General features: G+C 71.6%; 21 protein-coding genes. 16 read left to right on the plus strand and 5 right to left on the minus strand.

Annotated features, from left to right (window positions below):
- Positions 1–37: 37 nt before the first annotated feature.
- The 3 genes from FBZ33_RS30445 to FBZ33_RS30455 are packed head-to-tail and all read left to right on the plus strand — an operon-like array spanning position 38 to position 2,521.
- The gene (locus FBZ33_RS30445) at positions 38–769 is read left to right on the plus strand and encodes a sugar phosphate nucleotidyltransferase (protein ID WP_088950704.1); all 732 of its coding nucleotides are present in this window, start codon (positions 38–40) and stop codon (positions 767–769) included.
- Complete coding sequence (locus tag FBZ33_RS30450) at positions 757–1,824, plus strand: iron-containing alcohol dehydrogenase family protein (RefSeq protein ID WP_141911830.1); 1,068 nt, start codon at positions 757–759, stop codon at positions 1,822–1,824. Before FBZ33_RS30445 ends, FBZ33_RS30450 begins: the two co-directional genes overlap by 13 nt.
- The gene (locus FBZ33_RS30455) at positions 1,799–2,521 is read left to right on the plus strand and encodes a CDP-alcohol phosphatidyltransferase family protein (RefSeq protein ID WP_141911831.1); all 723 of its coding nucleotides are present in this window, start codon (positions 1,799–1,801) and stop codon (positions 2,519–2,521) included. Before FBZ33_RS30450 ends, FBZ33_RS30455 begins: the two co-directional genes overlap by 26 nt.
- A 333-nt stretch (positions 2,522–2,854) precedes the next feature.
- On the opposite strand, the gene FBZ33_RS30460 is transcribed toward FBZ33_RS30455, so the two are convergent.
- The gene (locus tag FBZ33_RS30460) at positions 2,855–4,126 is read right to left on the minus strand and encodes a glycosyltransferase (protein ID WP_141911833.1); all 1,272 of its coding nucleotides are present in this window, start codon (positions 4,124–4,126) and stop codon (positions 2,855–2,857) included.
- 164 nt (positions 4,127–4,290) lie between these two features.
- Here FBZ33_RS30460 and FBZ33_RS30465 point away from each other — a divergent pair, with 164 nt between their 5' ends.
- The 10 genes from FBZ33_RS30465 (at position 4,291) to FBZ33_RS30510 (ending at position 15,557) form a co-directional block, all read left to right on the plus strand.
- Entirely contained in the window at positions 4,291–5,151 is an 861-nt protein-coding gene (locus FBZ33_RS30465; protein WP_088950708.1) for an Fpg/Nei family DNA glycosylase, read from the plus strand.
- Positions 5,152–5,415: 264 nt separating this feature from the next.
- Complete coding sequence (locus tag FBZ33_RS30470) at positions 5,416–6,987, plus strand: sugar transferase (protein ID WP_185755540.1); 1,572 nt, start codon at positions 5,416–5,418, stop codon at positions 6,985–6,987.
- Between the two features lie 39 nt (positions 6,988–7,026).
- Positions 7,027–8,253 carry a sensor histidine kinase gene (locus FBZ33_RS30475; protein ID WP_141911837.1) on the plus strand — a complete coding sequence of 409 codons (1,227 nt, stop codon included), beginning with the start codon at positions 7,027–7,029 and terminating at the stop codon, positions 8,251–8,253.
- Positions 8,254–8,276: 23 nt separating this feature from the next.
- Entirely contained in the window at positions 8,277–9,038 is a 762-nt protein-coding gene (locus FBZ33_RS30480; RefSeq protein WP_088950711.1) for a LytTR family DNA-binding domain-containing protein, read from the plus strand.
- A 64-nt stretch (positions 9,039–9,102) separates the two neighbouring features.
- Positions 9,103–9,765 carry a DUF5701 family protein gene (locus FBZ33_RS30485; protein WP_141911839.1) on the plus strand — a complete coding sequence of 221 codons (663 nt, stop codon included), beginning with the start codon at positions 9,103–9,105 and terminating at the stop codon, positions 9,763–9,765.
- Between the two features lie 196 nt (positions 9,766–9,961).
- Positions 9,962–10,639 carry a response regulator transcription factor gene (locus tag FBZ33_RS30490; protein ID WP_141911840.1) on the plus strand — a complete coding sequence of 226 codons (678 nt, stop codon included), beginning with the start codon at positions 9,962–9,964 and terminating at the stop codon, positions 10,637–10,639.
- On the plus strand, positions 10,636–11,718 hold the full coding sequence (locus FBZ33_RS30495; RefSeq protein ID WP_221629568.1) for a cell wall metabolism sensor histidine kinase WalK: 1,083 nt from the start codon (positions 10,636–10,638) through the stop codon (positions 11,716–11,718). Before FBZ33_RS30490 ends, FBZ33_RS30495 begins: the two co-directional genes overlap by 4 nt.
- Positions 11,715–13,457, plus strand: coding sequence for a DUF4153 domain-containing protein (locus tag FBZ33_RS30500; protein ID WP_141911842.1), 1,743 nt, complete (start codon positions 11,715–11,717; stop codon positions 13,455–13,457). Before FBZ33_RS30495 ends, FBZ33_RS30500 begins: the two co-directional genes overlap by 4 nt.
- Positions 13,458–13,501: 44 nt before the next feature.
- A complete protein-coding gene (locus FBZ33_RS30505; RefSeq protein WP_231927173.1) occupies positions 13,502–13,915 on the plus strand; it encodes a hypothetical protein in 414 nt (137 codons plus the stop codon).
- 1 nt (position 13,916) lies between these two features.
- Complete coding sequence (locus tag FBZ33_RS30510) at positions 13,917–15,557, plus strand: cation acetate symporter (RefSeq protein WP_141911844.1); 1,641 nt, start codon at positions 13,917–13,919, stop codon at positions 15,555–15,557.
- A gap of 42 nt (positions 15,558–15,599) precedes the next feature.
- Here the strand turns inward: FBZ33_RS30510 and FBZ33_RS30515 are convergent, their stop codons facing one another.
- Entirely contained in the window at positions 15,600–16,451 is an 852-nt protein-coding gene (locus tag FBZ33_RS30515; protein ID WP_141911846.1) for a hypothetical protein, read from the minus strand.
- Complete coding sequence (locus FBZ33_RS30520) at positions 16,444–16,944, minus strand: SigE family RNA polymerase sigma factor (protein WP_141911848.1); 501 nt, start codon at positions 16,942–16,944, stop codon at positions 16,444–16,446. The genes FBZ33_RS30515 and FBZ33_RS30520 overlap by 8 nt, the downstream gene beginning before the upstream one ends.
- 273 nt (positions 16,945–17,217) lie before the next feature.
- Here FBZ33_RS30520 and FBZ33_RS30525 point away from each other — a divergent pair, with 273 nt between their 5' ends.
- A complete protein-coding gene (locus tag FBZ33_RS30525) occupies positions 17,218–17,982 on the plus strand; it encodes an ABC transporter ATP-binding protein (RefSeq protein WP_099849376.1) in 765 nt (254 codons plus the stop codon).
- Entirely contained in the window at positions 17,967–19,661 is a 1,695-nt protein-coding gene (locus FBZ33_RS30530) for an ABC transporter permease (RefSeq protein WP_141911849.1), read from the plus strand. The genes FBZ33_RS30525 and FBZ33_RS30530 overlap by 16 nt, the downstream gene beginning before the upstream one ends.
- On the opposite strand, the gene FBZ33_RS30535 is transcribed toward FBZ33_RS30530, so the two are convergent.
- Entirely contained in the window at positions 19,658–19,864 is a 207-nt protein-coding gene (locus FBZ33_RS30535; RefSeq protein ID WP_141911851.1) for a DUF397 domain-containing protein, read from the minus strand. The genes FBZ33_RS30530 and FBZ33_RS30535 overlap by 4 nt on opposite strands.
- Entirely contained in the window at positions 19,861–20,646 is a 786-nt protein-coding gene (locus tag FBZ33_RS30540; protein ID WP_141911852.1) for a helix-turn-helix transcriptional regulator, read from the minus strand. Before FBZ33_RS30540 ends, FBZ33_RS30535 begins: the two co-directional genes overlap by 4 nt.
- Before the next feature lie 512 nt (positions 20,647–21,158).
- Here FBZ33_RS30540 and FBZ33_RS30545 point away from each other — a divergent pair.
- Positions 21,159–21,911 (plus strand): flavin reductase family protein, encoded by a 753-nt coding sequence (locus FBZ33_RS30545; RefSeq protein ID WP_141913032.1) that lies wholly within the window; start codon positions 21,159–21,161, stop codon positions 21,909–21,911.
- The last annotated feature ends 78 nt before the right edge of the window (positions 21,912–21,989 follow it).

Here is a 21,989-nt window from a genome sequence, read left to right on the forward strand (position 1 = left end):
AGCGATGACGGGGAGCAGGACAAGGGAGGATGTCGCGATGATCGGAATGGTGCTCGCGGCCGGAGCGGGACGCCGGCTGCGCCCGTACACCGACACCCTGCCCAAGGCTTTGGTGCCGGTGGACGGCGAGACCACGATCCTGGACATCGCGCTGGGCAACCTCGCCGAGGTCGGGCTCACCGACGTCGTGATCGTGGTCGGCTACGCGGCGGACGCGGTCCGTGAGCGGCAGGCCGACCTGGAGAAGCGGTACGGGGTGACGATCACCCTGGTGCACAACGACAAGGCCGAGGAGTGGAACAACGCCTACTCGCTCTGGCTGGCCCGGGAATACTTCGCGCGCGGGGTGCTGCTGGTCAACGGGGACACCGTGCACCCGGTGAGCGTGGAGAAGACCCTGCTCGCCGAGCGTGGCCCGGGCATCCTGCTCGCAGTGGACACCCTCAAGCCGCTGGCCGAGGAGGAGATGAAGACCACCTTCGACGCCGCCGGTCAGCTCACCCGGATCACCAAGATCATGGACCCGGGCGAGGCGTACGGGGAGTACATCGGCGCCACGCTCATCGAGCCGCAGGTCGCCGACGCCCTCGCCGACGCGCTGGAGGCGACCTGGCGACGGGACCCGAACCTCTACTACGAGGACGGCTACCAGGAGTTCTCCGACCGGGGCGGGGAGGTGCGGGCGGCGCCGATCGGTGACGTCCCCTGGGTCGAGGTCGACAACCACGCCGACCTGGCCCGCGCGCGGGAGATCGCGTGCCGCTACTAGCTCGGAGCATCCTCACCCCGCTGCACATCGACGTGCGACGCGGGGCGGTCGCCGACCTGGGCGCGATCCTGGCCGACGGGCGAATCTCCTCCGGGGGCGACGTCGCGGTGGTGGTCGGCCCGGGTCAGGGCGCCCAGATCGCGGAGCTGATCCGACCGTCGCTGCGCTCCGCGGACGTCTTCACCGTCTCCGGCGGGACGCTGGACGCCGCCGACGACCTGGGCGGCAAACTCCGCGCCCGGTCGTACGACGCGGTCGTCGGCATCGGCGGCGGCAAGACCATCGACGTGGCCAAGTACGCGGCCACCCGTCGGGGCCTCCCGATGGTGTCGGTGGCGACCAGCCTCGCCAACGACGGGATCGCCTCCCCGGTGGCCAGCCTGATCACCGACGGGATCAAGGGCTCCTACGGCGTCCACATCCCGATCGGGGTGATCGTCGACCTGGACTTCGTGGAGAGCGGCCCGGACCGGCACAACCGGGCCGGCATCGGCGACGTGATCAGCAACATCAGCGCGCTGGCCGACTGGGAGCTGTCCCGGCAGGTACGCGGTGAACCGGTCGACGGGCTGGCCGCCTCGCTCTCCCGAGCGGGCGCCGAGGCGGTGCTCAACCACCCGGGCGACATGAGCGACGACGCCTTCGTGATCGTCCTCGCCGAGGCGTTGATCTCCAGTGGCCTGGCGATGGCTGTCGACGGCACCAGCCGTCCGTGCAGCGGCGGCTGCCACGAGATCATGCATGCGGTCGACTCGCTCTTCCCCGGCACCGCCTCACACGGCGAGCTGGCCGGGCTGGGCGCGCTGTTCTGCACCTGGCTGCGCGGGGACCTGCGCCGGTTCGGGGAGATGTCGGCCTGCCTCGCCCGACACGGTCTGCCCCGGCTCCCCGCCGAGGTGGCGCTCACCGACGACCAGTTCGTCGAGGCGGTGCAGTTCGCGCCGCGTACCCGGCCGGACCGCTACACGATCCTGGAGCACCTGGCGCTGTCGCCTACCGAGACGCGGGAGCGGCTGGCAGACTACGCCGGTGCAATCCGCGACCAGCTTGGCTGACCCCCGTCCCACCGTCGCCGACTTCCACCGGGTGAACCGGGGCGGCGGCCTGTTCAGCGAGTCGATCAGCCAGTGGCTGGGGGCCGTCTTCGCGTTGGTCGCCCAGCGGCTCGGGTTGCGCCCCACCGCGTTGACCATCAGCAACCTGGTGCTCGGGCTGGCCACCTCGGTCACCATCGTGGCCCTCGCCGGCCCGGTCGCCGACGGCGACGTACCGGCCTGGGCGGTCGGCCTGCTCGCCCTGATCGGCTGGCAGGTGGCGTACTCCCTGGACTGCGCCGACGGGCAGCTGGCCCGGGTGACCGGCCAGGGCAGCGCGGCCGGCGCCCGGATCGACATCCTCTGCGACGTGGCCGCGCAGATCGCCCTGGTGGCCGCGCTCGCCGCGACCGCCGTGGCGCAGGAACCCTCCACCCCGACCTGGCTGGTGGCGACCTTCGCGGGCACCTGGATGGTCAACCTGGTCACCTCGGTGATGCAGGCTGGCCCGAACGCCGCCAGCATGGTCACCTCGACCTCGCTGCCGGTCCGCGTGGTGAAGCTGATCCGCGACTACGGCGCGGTGATCTTCGTGGCCGCCCTGGTGCTGGCCGTGGCGCCCGCGCTGGTGCTCTGGGTGATGGTCGCGTTCACCATCGTCAACGGCGGCTTCCTGCTGGCGAGCATCGCCTTCTCCGCCCGCGCCTCCCTGCGCTGACCGCCACCGCCCAGAACGCGTCCGCACGAGCCACCCGCGCCGCTCGCCCGCACAGGCGCGCCGCTCGCGCCGTCGGCCCGCTCGCCCTCACGCCGCACGCCCGCACGCCGCACGCCCGCAAGATCGACCCAACTTCCCCGAAGTTGCTGCCTCGGGCTCGCGGGAGACCCCAACATCCCTGATGTTGCGCGGATCTTGCCGGCAGATCCGCCCGCCCGCTTCCGCGGCGCGGCGCGGCGCGGCGCCAGGCCGGACGCGGACGCCAGCGCACGACGCACACGCCCACGGCGCACGCGGAGGCGTCAGGGACGCGGGAGCGTCAGGTGCGGCGGTTCAGACGTGGTTGGGGTTGCGGGCTACGCCCGCGTAGATGTCGATGAGCTGCTTGGTGACCACGTCGGGGTGGAAGGTGCGCTCGTAGCGAGCGCGGGCGGTCAGCGCCAGCCCGGGGGCGCCGGCCCGAGCGACGGGCAGGGCGGCGGCGAGCGCGGCGGGCTCCGGTGCGACGACCCAGCCGGCATCGCCCAGACCGATCCCGTCCGGCATCGGCGACCCACCACCACCGCCGGCGACGGCGGAGGCGACCTGCGCCGGGCCGGTGCCGGCGGGCTCGTGCGGGGCGTCGGCTCCGACCAGGTAGGGGATGCCGCCCAACGCCGTGCCGAGCACCGGCCGGCCGCTGGCCAACGCCTCAATGATCACGGTCGGCAGTACGTCGTGCCACATGGAGGCGGCGATCACCACCGCGCTCGCCTCGACGGCGGCCCGCACCCCGGCACGGTCGAGTTGACCGAGGTAGACGACGTCGGCCCGCTCGGCGGCGGCTGCCTCCACGAGCGGGCGCAGCTCGCCGTCGCCCGCTATGCGCAGCGTGCCCAGCGCACCCACGGGGTGCCGGCGCCAGGCGTCCAGCAGCAGGTCGACGCCCTTCTCCGGGGAGAGCCGGGCCATGTAGAGGAACCCGTCACCGAGCGGCGTCGGCCGGCCCGGGTCGGGCACCGAGTTCGGCTTCACCACGATCCGTTCGTCCGGTATGCCGTAGTCACGGAGGTGATCGGCGATCGCCGAGGTGAGCGCGACGTACCGGTCGACGGAGCGCCAGGTGCCCCGGTGCACGGCAAGGGTGGTCGCCATCAACGCGCTCTGGGCCGCCGAGTCGCGGTAGCAGCGGTGCTTGATCGCCGGCACACCCAGCGCCCGGCCCTTGCAGTCCTGGCAGATCACGCCGTCGCGGAAGTAGATCCCCGAGGAGCAGACCTGCCGGTAGTTGTGCACCGTCTGCACCACCGGCACGCCGTGGCGGTGCGCGGTCCGCACCACCCACGGCGACAGCAGGGGGTACGGGTTGTGCAGGTGCAGAACGTCCGGTCGGTGCTCGGTGAGCAGTCGGCTCAGGTCGTGCTGGGCGCGCGGCGCCCAGATCGGCGAGATCGGCAGCAGCGCCTTCGCCACCTTCGACATCGACGGAATCTCGTCCGAACTGCGGATGAACGGCAGCACCTCGACGCCGGCGGCGGTCAGCTGGGCGATCTCCGAGTCGACGATCGTGTTCTCGCCGGAGGGCTGTGCTTCCCGGTACCGGTTGTGCGCCACCACGATTTTCACGGAGCCTTGCCTTTCGTTCCCGGCCGTGCCGGCTTCTGCCCCCCGCCTGCGCGAAGGCTCGCTAGATCACGTCTGCGGGGCTCGCAGGCTCACGCCTCGCGCTCGCGACAGGGACTCGCGAGCTGATTCCGCATGCTCACCGGAAAGAAGGCTACCGTTGTGTCGTGCCCGAGCTACCGGAGGTTGAGGCGCTCGCGGGTTACCTGCGACAGCGCGCGGTGGGGCGGCGTGTCGACCGGCTGGAGATCGCCGCGATCAGCGCCCTGAAAACGTATGAACCGGCACCGACAGCGGTTGCCGGTCGAGCGGTGGTCGATGCCAGCCGGCACGGCAAGTTCCTCGACGTGCTCTTCGAGGGCGACCTGCACCTGGTGGTGCACCTGGCACGGGCTGGCTGGCTGCACTATCGGGAGGCGTTCCCGTCCACCACCCCGTTGCGTCCCGGCAAGGGCCCGATCGCGGTGCGCGTACGCCTCGACGACGGGTCCGGCTTCGACCTGACCGAGGCCGGCACCCAGAAGAAGCTGGCCGCGTACCTGGTCAACGACCTGGCGACGGTGCCCGGGGTGGCCAAGTTGGGCCCGGACGCGCTCTCCGCGGACCTGCCCACCTTCGCCGAGCGGCTGCGGAGCCGGCGGGGGCAGGTCAAGGGGGTGCTGACCGACCAGTCGGTGCTGTCCGGGGTCGGCAACGCATACTCCGACGAGATCCTGCACGCCGCGAAGCTGTCCCCGTTCGCGATCACCAACCGGCTCACCGACGACCAGATCGCCACCCTGCACGCCGCCACCCGGCAGGTCCTCGGCGACGCGGTCGAGCGGTCCCTCGGTCAGCGGGCGGCGGAGCTGAAGGGCGAGAAGCGGTCCGGGTTGAAGGTGCACGCCCGCACCGGGCTGCCCTGCCCGGTGTGCGGGGACACCGTGCGTGAGGTGTCGTTCGCCGATTCGAGCCTTCAGTACTGCGCGACGTGCCAGACCGGCGGCAAGCCGCTCGCTGACCGACGGTTGTCCCGTCTCGTACGGTGAGTAGCCCCACTCGGCGACTACGGAGCGGAATCGCCCTTACTGAGCGGAAGCTCCGGTCCGCCATTCTGGCCACGCGCGCATCCATCGGTATAGTGGCCCGGTCCCCGGCTTCTGAAATGGTGCGGAGCCGGCCAGATCCCGCCGGCACCATCGGTCGCCAATCTCCTTCGGGGCGGCGACCGGTCGGAGCCCGCGTGGGAGACTGGGACGGTGGGCGACCCGGGCCCTCACTGCGAGTGAGCGGCCCGTGTCATGCGGGAGGACATGGGTGAGGTGACGGCAAGCCTCCAGCGCCCGGTATCCAACGAAGGCCGGAGCAAACTCGTGCGGCACGTCGACAGCTTCGAGATCCAGCCGCCGACGCCGTCGTCACACAACGGCGTCCCCCGATCGGCGTGGACCAGGGCGCGACGTCGTGTCTCCCGTTGGCACCGCCCCTACATCGCGATCCTGCTGCTGCTCGACTTCGGCGCGGCAGCGTTCGCCAGCTGGATCGCGATCCAGCTCTTCGACCAGGCCGCCTCCGGTTTCTCCGGCACCCAGCAGGACCCGACCTGGTTCCACACGGTGTCCTACCTGCTGCTCCCGCTCGGCTGGGTGATCATCCTCTGGAGCAACCGGGCGTACGACCGGCGCTACCTTGGGCTGGGCCCGGACGAGTTCAAGCGGGTGATCCGGGCGGCGGTGACGGTCGCCGCGAGCGTCTCGTTCCTCGCCTTCTCCACAGTGACCCAGCTCTCCCGGTTCACCGTGGGCACGGCGTTGCTCGGTGCGGCGCTGCTGATCCTCTGGGGCCGGTTCGTGGCCCGCTGGGCGCTGCACTACATCCGGCGGCGGGCCGGTCAGGCCGCTCACCGGATGGTGCTGGTCGGCACCCTGCCGGAGTGCCTGGAGGTCTACGCGGCGGTCACCCGCAACCCGAACGCCGGGCTGGTGCCCGTCGCCATCCACATCACCGACGGCTATGCGGCGGCCCGGGGCATGCCGACCCCGGTTCCGATCTATGCCGGTCGCGACGTTCTCGCCCTGGTCCGGGAGGTCGGTGGCGACACGATCGCCGTCTGTGGGTCGGCCAGCGCCGAGCCGGGCGAGCTGCGCCGACTGGCCTGGCAGTTGGAGGGCTCCGGGGTCGACCTGGTGGTCGCACCGCAGTTGACCGACATCGCCGGCCCCCGGGTGCACATCCGGCCGATCGAGGGTCTGCCGCTGCTGCACGTCGAGGAACCGACCCTCTCCGGGCCGGCGCTGCTGGCCAAGAACCTGATGGACCGGGTCGCCGCCGGTCTCGGCCTGCTGCTGCTGATCCCGCTCTTCGCGGGCATCGCCGTGGCGATCACGATCTCCGACCGGGGTCCGGTCTTCTTCCGCCAGCCCCGGGTGGGGCACGAGGGGCGCACGTTCCGGGTGTGGAAGTTCCGGACCATGTACGTCGACGCCGAGGACCGGCTGGCCAGCCTTGTCGACCGCAACGAGACCGACGGCATGCTGTTCAAGATGAAGCAGGACCCGCGGGTCTTCCCGGTGGGTCGCTTCCTGCGGGCCACCTCGCTGGACGAGCTGCCGCAGCTGATCAACGTGCTCTGGGGTGAGATGTCGCTGGTCGGGCCCCGCCCGCTGCCGGCCGACGACGGCGACTTCCTGGGCGACGTGCGCCGCCGCCTGCTGGTCCGCCCCGGCATGACCGGGCTGTGGCAGGTCTCCGGCCGCTCCGACCTGTCCTGGGACGAGTCAGTCCGGCTGGACCTCTACTACGTCGACAACTGGTCGCTGGCGTACGACCTCAGCATCCTGTGGCGCACCGTCGGCGTGGTGCTCGCCCGCAAGGGCGCGTACTAGGGGCTTGGCGCGCAGGCCCGCAGGGGCAAGGATCGCTGCGTGGCTGCCAACCTCTCCGCCGTGGTCGGCGTCGTGTCTCTCGTCACCGCGCTGACCGCCGCCCTGTTGGCGGTGCTGCGTCTGCGGGCTCGCCGGGGCATCGCCACCGCCACCCAACGGGCCACCTACGAGGTGCTGCACACCGCCGGTCTGGCCGCCGAGCCGCTGCGAGCCGGGCTGAGCGAGGCGGGCGCCGCGAAGGCCGTACGCCATCTGCGGGCTCTGGTGGGCGCGGCCGGGCTGGCGCTCGCCGACGCCGACCGGCTGCTGGCCCTCGACGGGCGCGGCACGCATCACGGCGAGCAACTGCTCGCGGCGGCCCAGCGGACTGTGGACACCGGCCGCTCGACGGTGCTCGGTGAGCAGGAGCTGCACTGCGACCGGGTCGACTGCCCGATCCGAGGGGCGGTGGTCGCGCCGTTGCAGGGGGCGGACGGCCGGGTGGTCGGCGCGTTGGTCGCCATCGCCGACGGCCCACCACCGCCGGGGTTGGTGCAGGCCACCCTGGAGACGGCGCACTGGGCCGGTAACCAGCTCGCCCTGGCCGAGCTGGATTCGTCCCGCGAGCGGCTGGCCCGCGCCGAGATCCGCGCGTTGCGGGCGCAGATCAGCCCGCACTTCATCTACAACGCGCTGACCGCGATCGGGTCGTTCGTCCGCACCGACCCGGAGCGTGCCCGCGAGTTGATCCTGGAGTTCGCGGAGTTCACCCGGTACTCCTTCCGGGCGCACGGGGAGTTCACCACCCTTGCCGAGGAGCTGCGCTCGATCGACCGCTACCTCACCATCGAACGGGCTCGATTCGGCGACCGGTTGCAGGTGCGGTTGCAGATCGCCCCGGAGGTGCTGCCGGTGACGTTGCCGTTCCTCTGCCTGCAACCGCTGGTGGAGAACGCTGTTCGCCACGGGTTGTCCCGCAAGCCGGGCACGGGCATGGTGAGCATCGAGGCCCGGGACGCGGGCGCCGAATGCCACATCACGGTGGAGGACGACGGAGTGGGAATGGATCCGACCACGCTGACCGCCGGCATCGCCGAGCTGGCCCGCGGCACTGGCGACCCGGGCGACGACACGGGCCAGCACGTCGGTCTTTCCAACGTCGACGAGCGGCTGCGGTCGGTCTTCGGGGATCGGTTCGGCCTGGTCGTGGAGACCGGGCTGGGCTCGGGCACGAAGGTGAGCATGCGGGTGCCGAAGTTCCACCCCGGCGTACGGGCAGGGTCGTGAGCGAGCGAAGCGGGACGGGTGCGGTGAACGCGTCCGGTTTTCTGCGGGTGCTGGCGGTGGACGACGAGCCGCCCGCACTCGACGAGCTGGCGTACCACCTGCGGGCCGACCCTCGGGTGGCCCGGCTGCACACGGCCGGTGACGCGACGGAGGCGCTGCGGCTGCTCCGGGACGGTGACGTGGACGTGGTCTTCCTGGACATCCGGATGCCCGGGCTGGACGGGATGGAGCTGGCCCGGGTGCTGCGCCGGTTCGCCCGGCCGCCGGCGATCGTCTTCGTCACCGCGTACGACGACGGCGCCGTGGACGCCTTCGACCTGGGTGCCACCGACTACGTGCGCAAACCTGTTCGCGCCGACCGGCTGGCCGAGTCACTGCGTCGGGTGATCGGGTCGCGGGTGGTGCCGTCGCACCCGGCGGCGCTGGCCCGCGCCGAGGAGGACCCGACCATCCCCATCGAGTTGGCCGGCACCACGCGGATGCTGCCCCGCTCGGCGGTGCGGTGGGTGGAGGCGCAGGGTGACTACGCCCGGTTGCACACCGCCGAGGGGTCGCACCTGGTGCGGGTCTCGCTGGCCACACTGGCGGAGCGTTGGGCGGATGCCGGTTTCGTCCGGGTGCACCGGTCGTACCTGGTGCAGTTGAAGTTGATCGCAGAGCTGCGGCTGGTCAACTCCGGCTACGTCGTGGTGATCGACTCCACCGAGCTGCCGGTGAGCCGGCGGCACACCCGGGAGCTGAAGGACAAGCTGGTCAGGGCCGCGAAGCAGGACTGGAGTCGCTGATCCGGGAATGAGACGACAGCTGTCGTACGTTGTACGCTAAGCCGTACGACTTCCGGAGGCTGCCGTGACCGATTCCCCGTTCGACGCCGAGACCGAGTTCGACCGTCAGGTCGACCGACTGGTCCAGCTCGGCTACCCCGCCCTCGCCGGGCTGCCCGAGAGCGCCTTCCGCGACCTGGTCGCGCCGCTGCGCGCGAGGGCGATCGAGGGTGCCGACGGGCTGTCCGCCCCCACCGACGCCCGGGTGCCCTTCCTGCTGGTCATCACCCGCGACCTGGTCGGCGTGCAGGAACGACTGGAGCTCACCACGCTGGCCGGCAAACGCAAGCCCGGCATCCTGGACCGCCACTACGCCGAGGACGACCTGCCGCGCTTCGACCCGATCAAGGAGCTGGAGGTGCCGGCCGGACCGGCGTACCTGCTCTTCGACGTCGACCGGGGCGAGGAGTTCCGCAACCTGGCCCCGGCCACCGCCATGGAGGGGATCACCGCCCAGGGTCGGCTGCCGCTCACCATCGACGAAGGTCTGGCCTTCGTCACGCTGCACCCGGCCGCGCTGGCGAGCAACCGGTGCTTCTCGCTCGTCGGGTCCCGATGCGGCGACAAGCGGGTGCCTGCGCTCTGGATCAGCCAGGGCGCGCCGAAACTGGGCTGGTGCTGGTACGGCAACCCGCACACCTGGCTCGGCTCCGCCTCCGCCCGCCCGGAGCGCATCGGTCTGGAGTGACCGGCGGCCGGTGCCACCAGGCCCGGCCTCGATCGACTCGGATTCCTGGAAGTCGGGGCATCCGGCCCGCCCGGATGCCCCGACTTCCCGCATGTCCAGTCCACAAGGCAGTTATCCACAGCCGTGAACGGTTCTCCACAGGTTATTCACAACGCCACCCACTGATCTCCACGGCGGCTCCCTACAGTCGAGACCCATGACGCAACGCCGGGTACTGGTGGTCGAGGACGAACGGACCATCGCCGAATCCATTGCCGCCCGCCTCCGCGCCGAGGGCTTCAGCGTGGAAATCGCGGCGGACGGGCCCAGCGCGGTCGAGCAGTTTCGCAACGGTCAGCCGGACCTCGTCGTCCTGGACGTGATGCTGCCCGGCTTCGACGGCCTGGAGGTGTGCCGGCGGATCCAGGCCGACCGTGCGGTGCCGGTGCTGATGCTCACCGCCCGCGACGACGAGACGGACCTGTTGGTGGGGCTCGCGGTCGGTGCGGACGACTACCTCACCAAGCCTTTCTCGATGCGGGAGCTGGCCGCGCGGGTGCACGTCCTGCTGCGCCGGGTGGATCGGGCCGCCACCCCCGCGCCGCCAGCCATCCGCCTCGGCGACATCGAGATCAACGAGGCCGAGCGGCGGGTCCGCCGGGACGGCGCCGACGTGCACCTCACGCCGACGGAGTTCGACCTGCTGGTCCACCTCGCCGGGCGGCCCCGCACGGTGCTTCCCCGCGAACGGCTGCTCTCCGATGTCTGGGGATGGGTCGACGGGAGCGGCACCCGCACGGTGGACAGCCACATCAAGGCCCTACGCCGCAAGCTGGGCGCCGATCTCATCCGCACCGTGCACGGGGTCGGCTACGCCCTGGAGCTGCCGTCGTGACCGCCGCCCTGCCCACCCGTCTGGACCGGGTGCTGGAACTGCTGCCCCGCCCGCTGGATCCGGTGCGCTCGATCAAGCTGAAACTGGGCGTGCTGCTGGTCGTCTCCGGTGCGGCCGGCCTCGGGTACTTCTCGTACGGCATCGGCTGGCCACCACCGGTGACCTCGGCGACCGCCATCGCCGTCGCCCTGCTCACCTCCCAGGTCCTCGCCCACGGGATGACGTCGCCGCTGCGGGAGATGACGGCGGCGGCCGGCGCGATGGCCCGGGGCGACTACACACGACGGATACGCGCCACCTCCCGCGACGAGGTCGGTGAGCTGGCCCAGGCGTTCAACAAGATGGCCGCCGACCTCCATGCCGCGGACCAGCGCCGGCGTGAGCTGATCGCCAACGTCTCACACGAGCTGCGTACGCCGATCACCGCGTTGCAGGGCGTGTTGGAGAACATGGTGGACGGGGTGGCCGATCCCGAGCCCGCGGCGCTGCGCTCGGCGCTGGCCCAGACCGAACGGCTCGGACACCTCGTCGCCGACCTGCTCGACCTGTCCCGCCTCGACGCCGGGGTGGTGCCGCTGCGCCGGGTACGGATGGACGTGTGGGACTTCCTGGACGAGGCGGTGGAGCACGCGACGGCCAGCGCGTCCGGCGCCGGCATGGATGTGCACTTCGAGCTTCGCGAGTTGCTGACACCGCTGACGGTCGACGCGGACCCGTGGCGGTTGCACCAGGTGTTCGCGAACCTGCTCGACAACGCGGCGCGGCACAGCCCACCCGGCGGCGTCGTGCGGGTCAGCGCCGAGGAACACGGTGACCAGCTCCGGTTCGAGGTGAGCGACGAGGGCCAGGGCATTCCGGCGGACGAGCGTTCCCGGGTCTTCGAGCGGTTCACCCGCGGCGACCGCGCGGCCGGCGGCGGGACGGGTCTCGGTCTGGCGATCGCGCGATGGGTCGTCGAGTTGCACGGCGGCCAGATCCGGGTCCTCGATCCGGTCGGACCGCACCGGGGAGACCAGCCCGGCTGTCGCATCCAGGTCACCATCCCGATCGACGGGCCACACCGAAAAGAGGCCGCATGACCAGCCCTGGCAGCGTTCCCGTTCCGGCCACCGGGCCGACCGGAGCGCAGATCCCCCCGCCCGTACGACCCGGCATGGTTGCCCCGGCGGCCACCGGTCGGCCCCAGCCGTGGCCGGTCACGCCGGCCCTGCCCAGGCCGCCGTCACTGATCGCGCGCCGCTGGCCAGGGCCGTCCGGCTCCGCCCGACCTCTGGTCCTCGCGGCCTTGACGGCGGCGACCGTCGTCGGCGCGTCCACGCTCACGATGGTTCGTCCCGGTCTCGGCTGGCTGGTGGCCGCGCTGGCCGGCACCGCCGCCCTTGTCACCGCCGCGCTGAACACCACCGCCACGCCTCCGACGAACACCCCCACGACCGCGGCACCATCCGGGCCGACGAGCCCCGGAACGGTCGCCGCGACACCGACCGCCACGCCGGCTCCGCCAGCTGCGGCGGCCACCGCCCGTCCCGGTGCCACGGGGGCACCGGGGCGGGCGGCACAGGTCGCCTGGGCTGCCGCGACGGTCGCGTTGGTCGCCGTCGGCACGGTCCGGGCTGCCGGCTGGCTCTTCGCCCTGTGCCTGCTCGCGGCCGCGGTGACCGGGACGCTCGCGGTGACCGGTGGGCGAAGCCCGCTCGGGATGCTGGTCGCCGCGACGCTGCCGCCCGCCGCGACGGTACGGGCGCTCCCCTGGGCGGTACGCGGGCTGCGGTTCGGGCAGCCGGCCACCTCCGGTATCGCGGTCGGGCGCATCCTGACCAGCCTGGCAATCTCGGCCGGCCTGCTGCTGCTGTTCGGTCTGCTCTTCTCCTCCGCCGACGCGGTATTCGAGAACCTGGTCACCGGCCTGCTGCCAGACATCTCGTCGGTCGGAGTGCTCGGCTGGCTGGCGCGGCTGGCGCTGATCGGCGGAGCCCTGCTCGGTGGCGCGTTCCTGGTCAGCCGTCCACCCGATCTGGAGGGGCTGCGCCCGACACCACCCCGACCGGCTCACCGGTTGGAGTGGACCCTCCCGCTGGTGTTGCTGGTCGCCCTGTTCAGCGTGTTCGTGCTGGTCCAGCTGACGGTGTTGTTCGGCGGCGCGGGGCACGTCCTGCGCACGGCCGGGCTCACCTACGCCCAGTACGCCCGCGGCGGGTTCTGGCAGCTGCTCGCCGTCACCGCACTCACCCTGCTGGTGATCGCGATCGCCGCCCGCCGGGCACCGAAGGCCACCCGGGCGGACCGCCTGCTGGTGCGCGTCCTGCTCGGCACGCTCACCGGGCTCACCCTGGTGATCGTCGCTTCGGCCCTCTACCGGATGCAGGTCTACGCGGACGCCTACGGCGCCACCCGGCTACGGCTCGTGGTGGCGACCATCGAACTCTGGCTCGGGCTGCTCTTCGTGCTGGTCGGGGTGGCGGTGGTGCGGTTGCGGGCCGACTGGCTGCCCCGGTTGGTGATCGGCACGGCGGTGCTGGCCCTGCTCGGACTGGCCCTGGTGAACCCGGACCGGTTGATCGCCGACCGGAACGTCGACCGGTACCTGCAGACCGGCCGGCTGGACGTCACCTACCTGTCCGGGCTGTCGGCGGACGCCGTACCGGCACTGGCCCGGCTGCCCGAGCCGATGCGCGTCTGCGCGTTGGGGCAGATCGCCGCCGAGCTGCCCTCGGACGGCCTGTGGGGGACGAACCTCGGCCGGGATCGGGCGCGGCGTGAACTCAGCAGCATCCCGCTGACCGCGCGGGCCGACTGCAACGGTGGCCGGTCCTGGTGAGCGGAGCAGCTTGACAATCCCGCGCGGCGGGCGAGACTGCCGGGGTGGCCAAGCAACTCCCTGACGTGGGGTCCGGCGGTGCGGTACCGCCGCCCCGGCGGGCTCGGATCGTGCTGGCCGAGATCACCCGGCAGGACACCCGCGCCGAACGGACCCGCGCCGAGCTGGCCCAGCAGACCCAGGTCGGTGAGGCGCTGGTCCGCGGCCTGGTCCGGGCCCAACTCGCGCTGGCGTTGCGGCTCTCGCTGGTGGTGGTCATCGGGTTGGGTGGGCTGCCGTGGCTGTTCGCCATCGCGCCGTCGCTGGGCCGGACCACCATCGCCGGCGTCAACCTGCCGTGGCTGCTGCTCGGGGTTGCCTCCTTCCCGTTCCTGATCGGGGTGGGCTGGGCGTACGTGCGGCTGGCCGAGCGCAACGAGCAGGACTTCAGCGACCTGGTGCAGCGGCCGGAGCGCTGAGGTGAGCAACGATTTCGTGGTTCCGGCCATCGTGGCGGTCACCCTGGTCACCGTCGGGATCGGCTTCTACGGGCTGCGGCTGGCCCGGACCACGTCGGACTTCCTGGTCGCGTCACGGGCGATCAGCCCAACGTGGAACGCCGCCGCGATCGGCGGGGAGTACCTGTCGGCGGCGAGCTTCCTGGGCATCGCCGGCCTGGTCCTCAAGGACGGCGTGGACGTGCTCTGGTACCCGGTGGGGTTCGCCGCCGGGTACCTCGCCCTGCTGCTCTTCGTGGCGGCACCGCTGCGCCGCTCCGGCGCGTTCACCCTGCCCGACTTCTGCGAGCTGCGGCTGGGGTCCCGCCGGCTGCGCATCCTGGCCACCGCCTTCGTGATCTTCATCGGTTGGCTGTACCTGGTGCCGCAGCTCCAGGGCGCCGGGCTGACGCTGGCAACGGTGGCCGGCTCCCCGTACCCGGTGGGCGCCCTGCTGGTGGCCGCCGTGGTCACCGCGAACGTGGCGCTGGGCGGGATGCGGGCGATCACCTTCGTGCAGGCGTTCCAGTACTGGCTCAAGCTGACCGCGCTCGCCGTACCGGTGATCTTCCTGGCGTTGCAGTGGCAGGCCGACGGCCGCCCGGCGGTGACCCCGCCCGACGGGCCGACGTTCCGGGTCGCGACCACCGTCGTGGTCGAGCACCGCGCGACCCTCACCCTGCCCGACGGCGAGATCCGGGAGGTACGCCCCGGCGACGAGCTGACCTTCGCCGCCGGCGATCCGGTGCCGGACGTGTCCGGGGTGGCCGCCGACGCCAGCGACTGGTTGCTGCCCAGCGCCGCGGGTGACGACGACCGAGGGCTCTTCGGGACGTACTCGCTGATCCTTGCCACGTTCCTGGGCACCATGGGCCTCCCGCACGTGCTGGTCCGCTTCTACACCAACCCCGACGGCGCGGCGGCCCGCCGGACCACCCTGGTCGTGCTGGCCCTGGTCGGTGCCTTCTATCTGCTGCCCACCCTGTACGGGGTGCTCGGCCGGATCTACACCCCGCAGTTGCTCGTCAGCGGGCAGACCGACGCGGTGGTGGTGCTGCTGCCCGGCGCGGCCCTCGGCGACGGGACGGTCGGGCGGCTGCTCACCGCGCTGGTCTCGGCGGGCGCGTTCGCGGCCTTCCTCTCCACGTCGTCCGGGCTGCTGACCAGCGTCGCCGGGGTGATCTCGACGGATGTGCTCGGCCGAGGCTCGGTACGCGGCTTCCGTCTGGCCACGGTGATCGCCGGAGCGGTGCCGACGGTGCTGGCGCTGCACGTCTCCGGACTGGACGTGTCGCAGGTGGTCGGGCTGGCCTTCGCGGTCGCCGCGTCGAGCTTCTGCCCGCTGCTGGTGCTCGGCATCTGGTGGCGTGGCCTGACCGACCTGGGCGCCGCCGCCGGTGTGCTGGTCGGCGGCGGGGCGGCGATCGGCGCGGTGCTGGTGACGGTGCTGGGTCCGCCGCTGTCCGGCTGGCCGGCCACGCTCACCACCCAGCCGGCCGCCTGGACGGTGCCGTTGGCCTTCACCGTGATGATCGCCGTGTCGATGGCAACCCGCCGGCGAGCCCCGGCCGACATCGCCGCAACCATGCTCCGCCTACACACCCCGGAAGCCCTCCGCATGTAGGCGCGAATCTGTCGAGACCGGCTGTCCCGGCCAACGGTCCGCTCAGCAGGCGTCGGTGCCGGCGCAGAGTCGGTCGGCTGCCCGTTGTGCCAGCCGTCGGGCCTCCGTCTTGTTGGTCAGGCTGCCCAGCCAGACCTCCGCCACCAGATCACCCTGTCGGACGAAGAGCGTGTAACTGATCAAGCCGGAGCCGTCGAATCTGATCAGGAGCGAACCGTCCCCGGCGAATCCCGAGTCGGCGATCGACAACGAACTGTACTCGTCCCTCGGCTCGCATTCGGTCACCGTCCGGGCCCAGGCGATGGTGGCCTTCGCGCCGTTGAGGGAGTACCGCCGCACCCGCTCGATGACCGATGACGCATCGGGTTTCCCGAACACCGCACCCCGCTCGGCGCGCTCCTTGGCCGACAGCGTCGGCGTGTCCGCGCAGGCATTGCTGGCAGCAAAATTGAACGACCAGTCACCGTCCAGGTCACTTCCGGCCGCCCGGAAACCGCGCGGGAGGTCCGACGCACGCAGCAGCGCCTCCGCTGGGATGGCCGGGCTGGTGGAACCATTCGACGGGCTGCCGCTGGTCGTCGACGGGCTCGACGGTGGTGCGCCGGGGGTGTTGCGGGTCGAGGGCGTCGGAGACGGGGTCGGGGTGGCTGACGGCGTCGGTGTCGGGGTGGGTGATCCGGTCGCCGGCAGCACCGGTGTCGGCGCCCCCTCCCGGCCGCCGGCCAGCGCCACCGCTCCGGTGGCCACCACGGCCACCGCCACCACTCCGGCGAGCGTCGCCACGATCCTCGTCCGACGGGTCCGCCGCCGGCCGTGCTCCCGCACCTGTTCGGTCGGTGCCCAGGTCAGGTGCTCGGTGTCGCGGTAGATGTCGGTGAAGAACTGATCAGGCATTGCTGACCTCCTCGGGGAGGGTGGTGCCGAGCATGGGGGCCATGGCCTGGCGGCCCCGGGAAAGCCGGGCCTTGACGGTGCCGAGCGGCACACCGATCTGAGTCGCGATGTCAGCGACCGAGAGGTCCGCCAGGTAGTGCAGGACGATCGCCTCGCGTTGCTCCAGCGGCAATCGACGTAACGCCGCGACCAGCGCGACGGTGTTCTCCGAGGGTGGTCCCACGGCAGTGGCCGGACCGTGCCGCCGGTTTGCGCGGATACCGTTGCGGATCTTGCGCCATCGGTTCATGAGGAGGCGGTGCCCCACGCCGCGTACCCACGCCTCCGGATCGCCGTACTCGCCGATGCGCTGCCAGCGCTGCCAGGCCCGGACGTACGCTTCCTGCGCGGCGTTCTGCGCCTCGTGGATGTCGCCACCGAGCGCGTACAGCACTGTGACGACCCGGTGTCTGGTGGCTCGATAGAAATCCTCGAACCCGTCGTCTCTGTCCAATGTCCCCTCCCCCGTTGTCGCTCCTGCCACTGTCACCCGCCAGCACGACGGCCGGTTGCATCAGGATGGGCACGGAGAGTGGGAGTTGGCAGGAACGAGGTTGCCGAGCTCGTTCCGCGATCTTGCACTTCCTGTCCCGACACAAGGGTCATATGAAGTCATTTCGGCAACCGAAGCTGCAAGATCGGCGCGATCCTCGTCCGCCTCGGGGATGATCGCGGGTCCGCCCGTCGCCGGACGGCGGAACTGGCTTTCGACGGATAACGTCGGCGCATGACTGTTGAGCACCCCGCGCTCGCACTGCGTGGCCTGGCCAAGCGGTTCGACGGCACGATCGCGGTGGCCGGCGTCGACCTGGACGTCCCCGCCGGCTCCTTCTATGGCCTGCTCGGCCCGAACGGCGCCGGCAAGACGACGACCCTGTCGATGGCGGTCGGGCTGTTGCGCCCGGACGCCGGCTCGGCCCGGGTGCTCGGGCAGGACGTCTGGCAGGACCCGGTGGCCGCCAAGCGGCTGCTCGGCGTGATGCCCGACGGTGTGCGCCTGTTCGACCGGCTGACGGGGGCGGAGCTGCTGGCGTACAACGGTTTGTTGCGGGGGATGGACCCGGCGGTGGTCGACCAGCGGGCTGCCGAGCTGCTGGACGTGCTGGCTCTCGGCGACGCCGGTCGCACGCTGGTGGTGGACTATTCGGCGGGCATGAAGAAGAAGATCGGCCTGGCCTGCGCGCTGCTGCACGGCCCTCGGGTGCTGGTCTTGGACGAGCCGTTCGAGGCGGTCGACCCGGTCTCCGCGGCGCTGATCCGGGACATCCTCACCCGCTACGCGGCCGGCGGCGGCACTGTGGTGTTCTCCAGTCACGTGATGGAGGTCGTCGAGCGGCTCTGCTCGCACGTGGCGATCCTGGCCAGCGGCACCATCAAGCGGGTCGGGACGATCGGCGAGGTCCGTGGTGAGCGCTCGTTGGAGCAGGTCTTCGTCGAGGTGGTCGGCGGGCGCACCGCGACGGGCGAGGAGCTGTCGTGGCTGTCCCGGTGAGCACGGACGCCGCGCCCGTACGCACGGTCTCCGCCCGGCACTTCGTACGGCTCAAGCTGCGGGTGATGGGCAACAGCTTCCGTGGTCAGGGCTGGCGGATCGCGTTGTTCATCGGTGGCGTGTTCCTCGGCCTCTGGTTCGCCGCCAGCGGCTTCTTCCTTTTTGCCCTGCCCGGCCTGACGGGCGATGGCCAGTACGCGGTGCTGGTCGCGGCGGCGGGCGGTGGGCTGCTGGTGCTTGGTTGGCTGCTCCTGCCGCTGGTCTTCTTCGGTGTGGACGAGACACTGGACCCGGCCCGGTTCGCGCTGCTGCCGCTGCCCCGCCGCACTCTGGTGACCGGCCTGTTCGCGGCGGCTCTGGTGAGCGTGCCGGTGCTGGCGGTGCTGATCGCGTCGTTCGGGTTGGTGCTCACCGCCTGGTCGTTGGGCGGTTGGTCGGCGGGGCTGGTGGCGGTGGTCGGTGTGATCGCCGGGCTGCTGCTCTGCGTGGCCGCCAGCCGGGCGGTGACGAGCGCCTTCGCGACCATGTTGCGGTCCCGTCGGGTCCGCGACCTGGCGGCCGTGCTGCTGGCGGTGACCGCCGCGCTGCTCGGTCCGTTGCAGGTGTTCGGTCTCGCCGCGTTGCGGGAGGCCGACTGGACCCGGTTGACCGGTGTGGCGACCGTGATCGGTTGGACGCCGTTCGGCGCGCCGTGGACCGCCGGCATCGACGTCGCCCAGGGGCGGGTGTGGGCGGCCCCGGTCAAGTTGCTGATCACGGTGGTGGCGCTCGGCGCCCTGCTGGCGTGGTGGTCGCGGTCGCTGGAGTCGGCGATGGTGGGTGCGGCGAGCGCCGGTAAGGCTCCGGTACAACGCGGTGTCACCGGCGGCGCGATCGCCCAACTCTTTCCCAAGGTCGCCGGCTGGGCCCGTCGGGACCGGTTCGGCGCACTGGTCGCCCGGGAGGCCCGTTACTGGTGGCGGGACGCGCGCCGCCGGGCCAACCTGATCACGATCGCGGTGGTCGGCATCTTCGTGCCGGTTTTGATCAACGTTACGGGCGGGGACTTCGCATTCGAGGACGGTGCCGGGGTCACTGCGGCCGCCAGCGACAGCTCACCGGTCGTGGTCACCATCTCCATGCTCCTCGTGGGTGTGCTCGCCGCCGTCACCCTGGCCAACCAGTTCGGCTTCGACGGCAGCGCGTACGCGGCGAACGTGGTGGCCGGGGTTCCCGGCCAGGTCGAGTTGCGGGCCCGGATGACGGCTTTCTCGCTGTACGTGCTGCCGATGTTGGGCGTCGTCGCGGTGGTGTTGTCGTTTCTGCTCAGCCGACCGGAGTGGATCGGGCTCACCATCGGCGGCCTGGTCGCCACCTACGGCGCCGGGCTGGCGGTGAACAGCCTGATCTCGGTGCTCGGGGCGTACTCGCTGCCGGAGACGAGCAACCCGTTCGCCATGAACAGCGGTGCGGGCCTGGCAAAAGGGCTGCTCACCCTGTTGGCGATGCTCGCCTCGGCGGTCGCCGCGGTGCCGATGGTGGTGGCCGCCGCGCTGCTCGGCGACGCGTGGCTCTGGCTGGCCCTGCCGGTCGGTGCCGCGTACGGGTTGGGCGCGGCGCTGCTGGGGGCGTACCTGGCCGGCGACGTGCTGGACCGACGGCAGCCGGAGCTGCTGGCCACTGTCACCCCACGCCGCTAGCCGGTCTGTCGGCTGGGGGCCAGGGCAGCGTCGGCGACGAAGCCACGCCAAGCGGCCGGAGCGAAGGTGAGGGTCGGGCCGGAGCGGTCCTTGCTGTCCCGGACCAGAACGACGCCCGGCAGGTTGTCCGCCACCTCGACGCAGGCTCCACCCGTGTCGCCGGACCTGGTCGATGTCCGCCAGCGGGGTTGAGGAACGGTCATGGCGTCACCTTCAGCTTCCGGATCAGGTCCAGCGAGGCGCTCGTGGAGAGCGCTTCGCCGAGCAGGCTATCCCATTTCCGACCAATCAGACGCACGACGTCCGGGTCGTCGATGACGTGTCCGCGAGCCACGTCTTCGACATAGGTGACCCGTTCACCGTCGGGCAGTTCAGCGAGCAGAAATCCGCCTGTCAATCCGACATGGGCTCCGGCGTCGAGCGGCTCGACGTGCAGTCTGACGTTTGGCATGACGGCGAGTTCCATCAGCCGACCAAGCTGAGCGTCCAGTACCGCCGGTCCGCCGATCGGGCGGCGTAGAGCCGTCTCGTCCAAGACGAAGACGCATTGCGGCGACTCTGCCCGTTGCCACAACTGCTGTCGATCCATCCGAACCGTAACCAACTCGTCCACCAACTTGGTCGGATTCAGACCACCAGCGGAAATGACCGCGCGGGCATAGTCCTCGGTTTGCAGGAGTCCCGGAATCAGGCACGGCTCGAATTCGCAGAGCCGGATCGCCTGCTCCTCATGGTTGCGCCACGGAACGAACCACGTCGGCAGCCGCTGCCGATCAGCGGCCCGCAACAGTTCAGCCAGGAGGCCGCCGGTGGCTAGGGCTTCGTCTGCTGCCACCGCGAACTCCATGGTCGGCCGACGCCGGCCGGTCTCGATGGCGGCCACCGTGGATGGACTCCACTTGGTCAGCGTCGCCAACGCCTCCTGGGAGATCTCGGCCCCGGCTCGGGCGGCCTTCAACGCCCGGACCCACATCTCGACGTTCATCCTTACCTCTCCGGTAAGTACGTGACCCCGCTGCGTAGTAAGCCCTGGCATCCTCCCCTCTCCGCGCCCCTCAGTCCAGGGTGGATGACACGCGGCCCGGCCGGTGGAGGCGATGTCCCGGCGTCCGGTCCTGCGTTCGGGCCGCCCTGGTCATCCCCCCGATCGGGGCGGCCCTCGTCGACCGGGAGGAGATCAGCCATGTTCGGGTTCATCCGTGGCAGGAACGGGGCACGGTGGTCGTACCGGAAAAGGAAGGTTGCGGCACCGGCGGCCGTGCCGGGCGCGACCGGATCGGAGCGGTCGGCAGGCCCGCCGAATCGACCACCCGCCGACGCCGTCCGGAAGCGTCGTGCCACCGGCGCGGCCGCCCGCACCGAGTGCTCGTGGCCAAGATCCGCGCAACATCAGGGTTGTTGGTGCCTCCCGCGTGTCGGAGGCAGCAACATCCGGGAAGTTGCTCGGATCTTGGAGCGTGACGTGGAGCGTCATCGGTGAGCCGCCCGCACCTGCCAATGCGGCCGCTGTGGCGGTGTCGGGGCTGCGGCGCGCTCTGGCCGTGTCAGCCGGCGCGGCTGGCGCTGCTCGCCGAGTACCGAGACGACCGCGTGGGGCTGCTGGTCTACCTGGGCTCGGCGATGGCGGAGGCGGGCGATCAACTCGCCCGCCTCAACGGGCGCCCCGCCGACCTGCACGAGCGCTTCCTTGGTTGGGCGAGGGCCCGGGGCGGCACAATGTTTCACGTGAATCATGAGCCGGGCGCCGAGATCCATTCCACCGACCCGTTCGCGGTGCCGAGCGGGCAGCGATCGCCGGTACGTCGACTGCGCGGCCGGCTCGCCGCGCCGGTGACTCTCTGGACGGCCCCCGGCCCGGCCGGGCTCACGGTGTCGTCCACCCTGGTCGCCGAGGGGGAGCCGGACCGGCTGGTCGGGCTGATCGACGCGGAGTCCGACTTCTGGGCGGCAGCCGAGGAGGCGGGCCGGTTCGCGGTCACGCCGCTCGGGCCGCCGCACCGGCAGCTCGCCGACCGGTTCGCCGGCCTGTTCCCCTCTCCGGGCGGGCTCTTCGCCGCGGACACGTGGATCGAGACGCCCTACGGGCCGGTGCCGGCGGACGCGGGCGGTTGGGCCGCCTGCCGGCTGGACACCGCCCGGGAGTACGGCTGGGGCCTGCTGGTGGAGGCCACCATCGAGGCTGTCGACCTGGCCGAGGAGGCCGCTCCGCTGCTGCACTATCGCGGTCGGTACCACGAGCTGCCGAGCTGAACGGGCGACCCCCGGGGACCGACCGGTCACCGGGGTGATCTGAGTCACTCGGCGCAGCCAGGCAACCGCTCGGCGCAC

Origin of the sequence: Micromonospora sp. A202 (assembly GCF_006715105.1) — a bacterium.
Taxonomy (GTDB): domain Bacteria; phylum Actinomycetota; class Actinomycetes; order Mycobacteriales; family Micromonosporaceae; genus Micromonospora; species Micromonospora zamorensis.